6 protein-coding genes are annotated in these 6,744 nt (G+C 33.8%); 4 read left to right on the forward strand and 2 right to left on the reverse strand.

The features are described 5' to 3' along the window. The first annotated feature begins 52 nt into the window (after positions 1-52). Entirely contained in the window at positions 53-1,054 is a 1,002-nt protein-coding gene (locus tag F5ESL0233_RS01155) for a zinc-ribbon domain-containing protein (protein WP_122058342.1), read from the forward strand. Between the two features lie 44 nt (positions 1,055-1,098). Here the strand turns inward: F5ESL0233_RS01155 and F5ESL0233_RS01160 are convergent, their stop codons facing one another. After that, a complete protein-coding gene (locus F5ESL0233_RS01160) occupies positions 1,099-2,475 on the reverse strand; it encodes an NAD-dependent succinate-semialdehyde dehydrogenase (RefSeq protein WP_090093660.1) in 1,377 nt (458 codons plus the stop codon). 82 nt (positions 2,476-2,557) lie between these two features. Beyond that, positions 2,558-3,334: an alpha/beta hydrolase fold domain-containing protein gene (locus F5ESL0233_RS01165; RefSeq protein WP_122058344.1), complete on the reverse strand. Its 777-nt coding sequence runs from the start codon at positions 3,332-3,334 to the stop codon at positions 2,558-2,560. Between the two features lie 173 nt (positions 3,335-3,507). Here F5ESL0233_RS01165 and F5ESL0233_RS01170 point away from each other — a divergent pair, with 173 nt between their 5' ends. The 3 genes from F5ESL0233_RS01170 to serS all read left to right on the forward strand — a co-directional run bounded on the left by F5ESL0233_RS01170 (position 3,508) and on the right by serS (position 6,322). Continuing rightward, positions 3,508-4,113 (forward strand): TVP38/TMEM64 family protein, encoded by a 606-nt coding sequence (locus F5ESL0233_RS01170; protein ID WP_182431376.1) that lies wholly within the window; start codon positions 3,508-3,510, stop codon positions 4,111-4,113. Continuing rightward, a complete protein-coding gene (locus tag F5ESL0233_RS01175) occupies positions 4,113-4,646 on the forward strand; it encodes a GNAT family N-acetyltransferase (RefSeq protein WP_090093655.1) in 534 nt (177 codons plus the stop codon). Before F5ESL0233_RS01170 ends, F5ESL0233_RS01175 begins: the two co-directional genes overlap by 1 nt. 368 nt (positions 4,647-5,014) lie before the next feature. Next, the gene (gene serS / locus F5ESL0233_RS01180; protein ID WP_122058346.1) at positions 5,015-6,322 is read left to right on the forward strand and encodes a serine--tRNA ligase; all 1,308 of its coding nucleotides are present in this window, start codon (positions 5,015-5,017) and stop codon (positions 6,320-6,322) included. The last annotated feature ends 422 nt before the right edge of the window (positions 6,323-6,744 follow it).

The raw sequence follows: 6,744 nt of genomic DNA on the forward strand, positions 1-6,744 counted from the left end.
TTTTTGTTTTATGATAAAGGTAACAAATACTATGTACAAAAGGGTGCGTGTTATGACTACTTGTCCAAATTGTAATCGACCAATTACTGATAATGATAAAATTTGTCCTAAATGTCATTTTGATTTACAAAAATATCGGGATACTTTTTTTACTGATAAACATTTACAAGCAAATTATGAAAATGATAAAACCGGTGAAAGAATTGCTAGTCGCAAATTATACCGGCAAGAATTTTATCCCCAAAAACAAAATCTAGTTGTGCAAAAGATGTTAGAATGGTTACGCGTCAATAGTATGATAGTCATGCTTTTAGGAATTACATTATTGATACTTATGAGCTTTTCACGTAGTATCGGTTGGATTTGCTTTTTTGCTTTATTAGTCTGGCTTTATGTAGTTTGTATCCGTAGTGAAAAAATTGAGCGCTACACTGTTGATCGGCGCCTAACTGAAAAAGTCAATCAAATATTTTCTAATACCTTTAATAGTGTTGCAAATTCCAAACGAAAGGTTATAAAAAATAGAGGACAACAAGCAAACCAAGAGGCCTTTAGTAAGCAACATTACGGTTATAGCCAACTTTTAGTTATTTTAATGGCCGTAATTAATTTAATTGTAATGTTTGCTGGCTCAGGTGCTTCGATATCCGATGTTACTTATACGGGAAAAATGTCAATTACGCGGGTTATATTTCGGTTAGCAGGGCATCTATTTTCTTCAGGTGAGACAAGACTTTCAGGTGTATTACTTTGTTTAATTTGGTTATTAATTGTTTTAATTCCATTGAGTATTATTTACAGTACCTTGAAAGACAACAAGAAAAGACGTTTATTAGCATTCAGTTTATCTTTACTTGAATCAATTTTCTTAATTTATTTAATTATTAGACTTTCTAGTATTAGTGTTGCAGGGAAGGGTCTTTTGAAAAATATTACTAATGAATTTTTGCTTTATGCTGTTTCGGTTGGTACCTCGACGTATTTTTTGATTTTATCCAGTATTATGACAACTTTTTTAACAGGTTATAATTTGATAAGAGAAAAATTGCGGTAATAAAAAAGCAGGACTATGTGTGTCCTGCTTTTTATTATTGTTAATTATTTTGCTGGCATATCGATAACTAAGTGTTCGTTAACAAAGGCTAGCAAACCTAAATTGCTAAGTTCACGACCATAGCCTGATTTTTTAATACCACCAAAAGGCAATTCACCTGAACTAATCCAAGTTCCGTTGATCACAGTCATTCCAGTTTCGATTTGTGCGGCAACGCTACGGGCATGGTCAGTGTTTTTACTAATAATAGATGAACCAAGCCCATAACTTGAGTCATTGGCTAAAGCAATTGCTTCATCTTCATCGTTAACTTCATACACAATTGCCACGGGACCAAAAAATTCCTGATCGTATGCTGGATTATTTTTGGTGACATTGGTTAGAATGATTGGTCTGAAAAAGGCACCTGTTGAATTTATTTCTGGATATTGATAAAAAATTTTAGCGCCATTAGCAACTGCTTCTTCAACTTGACTAGTTAATTTTTCTTTAGCGATGTATGAGTTCATTGGCGCTAAAGTTGTTTTACTATCTAATGGATCACCAGCACATAAGCTTGAGAAGGCATCCTTTAATTGAGCTAAAACCTCTTTATATTTAGACTTAACAGCGATAATTCTTTTGGAAGAAGTGCATACTTGGCCGGCATTATAGGTTCTAGCCGAGTAAAGTAATTGTTTTAAAATTTTTGAATCAGCATCTTCTAGTACAATAAAGGCATCGTTACCTCCAAGTTCCATAGTAGCTTTTTTTAAATTTTTACCAGCATTTTCAGCGACTGCAGCTCCGCCACGTTCTGAACCAGTTAAAGCAACGCCTTGAATACGTGAATCAGCCATAACTTTATTTAATTGATCATAATTTAGATAAAGATTGATCAAACTACCTTCAGGTGCGCCAGCCTGTTTAATAATTTTTTCAATTAAAGCAGCAGATTGTGGTACATTGTGGGCATGCTTAAGTATAATAGGGTTACCAACTACAAAGTTAGGAGCAAAAACCCGAATTACTTGGTAAAGTGGAAAGTTCCATGGTTCACAAGCCAAGACAACTCCAGTTGCTTGCTTTAAATAATAGGCTTGACCCAGATTAGAATTAATAGGCTCGGGGTTAAGCATCTCAGCACCATGCTCGGCATAGTAATCACATATTTTAGCGCAGAGTTCAACTTCATGATTGGCTTCAGTGATTAATTTTCCCATTTCCTGGGTCATAATTTCGGCCATTAATTTTTGCTTTTTATATAAATTATTAGCAATTTCATGTAAAGTTTTTGCGCGACTGCTTGGTGCTTCGTGACGCCATTTTTGGTATAAAGCATGAGCCAAACTAATAGCATCTTCAACTTGCTCTGCTGTAGGGTTGCTAAATGTTGCCAAGACTTCATTAGTATATGGATTAATTGATTGATATTTAGCCATAATTATCTCCTTAATTTTAATTATACCTTTTAACATATTATAAATCGCTTTCAAGCTAAAGGTACGGTGTAATTACAAAAAATTATCCAGTGGTTTTGATTAAATAGTTAATTGATTCATCAAGATATTGTTTTGAATAGGACATAGCATGCTTAGAGCCAGCTATCAATTTAAGATCTATACCATGATTTTTTTGGGCTAAAGTTGCAATAAAATCAAGTAAGTCTCGGGTTGCCACTAGTTCTTTAGTTGAATTAATCATTAATAATTGGCGTAAATTTTGATAATTGTATGATGCAGCATCAAGCTTTTCCAGGATGGTTGTATCACTTGATCCTGCATATGTTAGGGTGAAAAATTTGTAAAAAGCATCATTAATATCGTTTAGTGTTGTTAAACCCAGTTCTTTTTGGGCATTTTTGGCCGGCTTGACTTTGGGATGATTTTTTATCCAAGAAGAATAGCTGACTGGTGCTGACCAAGTAACAGTTGGGAAGCCGTATTTACCAGCTAGATAAAGTGCAATTGTGCCACCACTACTTGCGCCTATTTGTGTAATGGTTGTGTTTGAACTAGTATATTTGCTATTAAATAGCCATTTGACAAACTTGTTGCTATCAGCGTGAGCAGTGGGGAAAGTAGATGCAGGCGCGAGTGAATAATTTGGTGCAAATACTAAAAATCCGTGTGCTGCTACTTTAAGACATAATTGTTTTAGTTCGCTTTTATCGCCGCGAAACCAACCTCCACCATGCCAAAAAATCAAGATTTTGTTTGCAACGGGCATTTCTGGTAGATAAAGGTCAACAGTTAAATTCTTTGAGTTATCGTAAATAAGATTATTTATAATTTGAGTCATATTATAACCTCCTAATATATTGTATAACATGTATATAATTGTATAGAATGTAATTACAACAGCTATTTAAGCAAAATCTTTAAAATCTTTAAAACATTATCCTTAATTAACTAAAAATGAATCAATTAGATTATTTTTTTGGTAGAATGAGAACTAATAAATGGAGGTAAATTATGCATTTGTCAGCTAAAGCCAGTCGAAGATTGATTAATATTCTGACCATTGTCAGTGCAATTGTTATTATTCTTTTGTGTATTTATTGGTATCGTTTAGGAATTTTTACTAGTCAAGCTAAAATGAAAGCATATTTAGCTGATAAAAGAATCAGTGGACCGATAATTTTTGTTTTAATTCAAATTATGCAAGTTGTTTTCCCAATAATTCCTGGAGGTGTATCACTTTTAGGTGGTGTGGTCTTTTTTGGCCCACTTGCAGGGTTTATTTATAATTATGTTGGTGTTTGTATCGGATCAATCATTGACTTTTTTTTAGCCAGATTTTATGGTAAACCGTTTATTTTACATATTGTTTCAGAAAAGACTTTTGATAAATATATTAAATGGACAGAAAACCAACGTAAGTTTAATTGGTTCTTTGGTATTTGTATTGTTGCCCCGATGGCCCCTGACGATGTTCTTTGTTTACTTGCCGGATTAACTGAAATGAAGTTTTCAACTTATTTTTGGATTATAGTTTTAGGTAAACCTTGGACTATAGCTGCTTATAGCTTTGCTTTAATGTTTGGGATGGATTGGCTTTTAAAACTGGTTGGTAAGTGATGGCTAACAGAGTTTATTTACGTTCGTTTGAACTAACAGATGCACCTACGATTTTAAAGTGGGGTCAAGATCAATCTTATCAAGATGCGGCTGGCTTTCAATCTTATCAAGACTTAAAGCAGGCCCAAGTGGCAGTTAAACAATACATTAATCGGCAATATAGCTATGGAATTTGTTTGAGGCAAGGCAAGCAATTAATTGGTTTGGCTGAATTATATGAACGAGGAACTAATGAAGCTGATTTGTTAAAGACAAAAGAGGTCGGCTTTTTATTGGATAAAGAATATACTGGACATGGCTATATGACTGAAGCATTGACGATGTTATTTGACTTGGCTTTTAATCAACTTAGGCAAGAAGAAATTTGGGCAGGTACATTTACAAATAATGTAAAATCACAAAATTTACTTAAGCGTTTGGGCTTTCATTATCAGTATGAAATTGATTTGCATAAAATTAATCCTTTATTTACGTACAAAGAAAAATATTTTTTACTTAAAAAAGCGGAATGGCTTAAGACTGAGTTGAATTGATTTGAGTTAATAGTTCTTTTAACTATCTAAGTTATTAAAGGGCAGTAATATATGACAAGCTTAAAAATTTAAAATTACAAATAATTACTATTTGCGTAAAGAAGCAGAATAGCTTAAAATAAACACAAACACGGAGTCCTAAGATGGTTTTTAGAGAGTTTGCGTTGTGGTGAAAGCGAATAACTGTCGTTTCCAGACTTCAATAATGTGGGTAATTAAGAGTTACACGGAAAAGGGCACCGTTATCGCCATTTTAATTAAGTGCAGTTGCTAATGCAATTGAAACTGGGTGGCACCGCGAAGACATGTATTGAGCTGATTCGTCCCAATTTAGGGATGAATCAGCTCTTTTTTATGGAGGGAAAATTATGTTAGATATCAAAGTGATACGTGATAATTTAGATTGGGCAAAAGATAAGCTGGCTAGACGTGGTGTTAAGCCAGCAGAATTGGACGATTTAATTGCTATTGACCAAGAACGTCGTGAGGACTTGAATCAAAGTGAACAATTAAAGGCAAAACGTAACCAAGTGTCCAAACAAATCGCTACTGCTAAACGAAATAAAGAAGATGCGACTGAAGCAATTGCCGCAATGAGGCAAGTTGGTGATGAAATTAAGCAATTAGATGAACAAGTTAATGAATTGACTGAAAAACAAAATTATATTTTGCTTCGTCTACCTAATTTCCCAGACGATTCTGCGCCAATCGGGCCTAATGAAGATTATAATCAAGAGGTGCGTAAATGGCATAATCCAACTGAGCTATCTTTTACGCCAAAAGCTCATTGGGAATTAGGAACTAATTTAGATATTTTGGATTGGGATCGTGGAGCTAAAGTTTCAGGAGCACGTTTTGTTTATTATAAAGGGGCCGGAGCACTTTTAGAACGTGCAGTTTTCAATTTCTTTTTAGATGAAAACATAAAGGCGGGCTATACCGAAATGATTCCACCATATTTAGTTAATGAAGAATCAATGCAAGGTACCGGGCAGTTTCCTAAATTCCGTGAAGATGTTTATACAATTGTTGATAATGATGATCCGGAAAAACAATTAGATTTAACATTGATTCCAACAGCTGAAGTTCCTTTAGTTAATTATTTCCGTGACGAGATTATTCACGAAGATAAATTACCAATAAATGTAACAGCAATGTCGCCTGCTTTCAGAAGTGAAGCTGGTTCAGCTGGACGGGATACACGTGGATTAATTAGAATGCATGAATTTAGAAAAGTTGAAATGGTAAAGATTTGTAAACAAGAAGATTCATGGGCAGAACTGGATAAACTAACAGCTAATGCGGAACATTTGTTACAAAAATTAAACTTACCTTATCATGTGGTTGCACTTGCAACGGGTGATGCAAGTTTTACAAGTGCAAAAACTTACGACTTAGAAGTTTGGATGCCAGCGCAGGATAAATATCGTGAAATTTCAAGTTGTTCAAATTGTACAGACTTTCAAGCGCGCCGAGCACAAATTCGCTATCGTGATGAAGATGGTAAACTTTATTTAGCACACACACTTAATGGTTCTGGTTTAGCAGTTGGGCGAACAGTTGCGGCAATTTTAGAAAACTACCAAAATGAAGATGGTACAGTTACAGTACCAGAAGTTTTGGTGCCATATATGGGTGGTATGACCAAAATTACTAAAAATCCTAGCTTAATCTAAAAGCAAGGCTACTCCTAAAAGTTTTTTAATTATTAGGAGTAGCCTTTTTATTTAAAGGTAAATTTATTTTGAAATAAATTTTTATAGTTAATTTAAAGTGAAAAGGGATAAATTACGAATAATTAATGGACATTGCTTTCACAAATTACAGGAATATCAATTTTTATTTTAAAAAGAAAAGTAGATTTATTAAATAATCAGACTAATATACGAACTAAAAAAATATTTGACTAATTAAAACAAAAATAGTAAAGTATTATCTGTGCTTGAGAGTACTAGACAGTACTGCAATAAAGCAAAAAAGATATAAAAAACCAGTTGACAAAAGCGACTGAGTTTAGTAATATAAAAAGCGCTGTTGTTTAAAGAAGCGGCAGCGGGAGTCAGAAAAAAAGTTCTTGACACAGTCTAGAGCATCTGAT

The organism is Lactobacillus sp. ESL0233 (assembly GCF_003692995.1).
In the GTDB taxonomy this organism is placed as follows: Bacteria; Bacillota; Bacilli; order Lactobacillales; family Lactobacillaceae; genus Lactobacillus; species Lactobacillus bombicola.

Bases quoted from the DNA above. Each gene is read 5' to 3' on its own strand.
- F5ESL0233_RS01160 (WP_090093660.1), bottom strand. From the start codon at position 2,475: ATGGCTAAATATCAATCAATTAATCCATATACTAATGAAGTCTTGGCA.
- F5ESL0233_RS01155 (WP_122058342.1), top strand. From the start codon at position 53: ATGACTACTTGTCCAAATTGTAATCGACCAATTACTGATAATGATAAA.
- F5ESL0233_RS01165 (WP_122058344.1), bottom strand. From the start codon at position 3,334: ATGACTCAAATTATAAATAATCTTATTTACGATAACTCAAAGAATTTA.
- F5ESL0233_RS01175 (WP_090093655.1), top strand. From the start codon at position 4,113: ATGGCTAACAGAGTTTATTTACGTTCGTTTGAACTAACAGATGCACCT.
- serS (WP_122058346.1), top strand. From the start codon at position 5,015: ATGTTAGATATCAAAGTGATACGTGATAATTTAGATTGGGCAAAAGAT.
- F5ESL0233_RS01170 (WP_182431376.1), top strand. From the start codon at position 3,508: ATGCATTTGTCAGCTAAAGCCAGTCGAAGATTGATTAATATTCTGACC.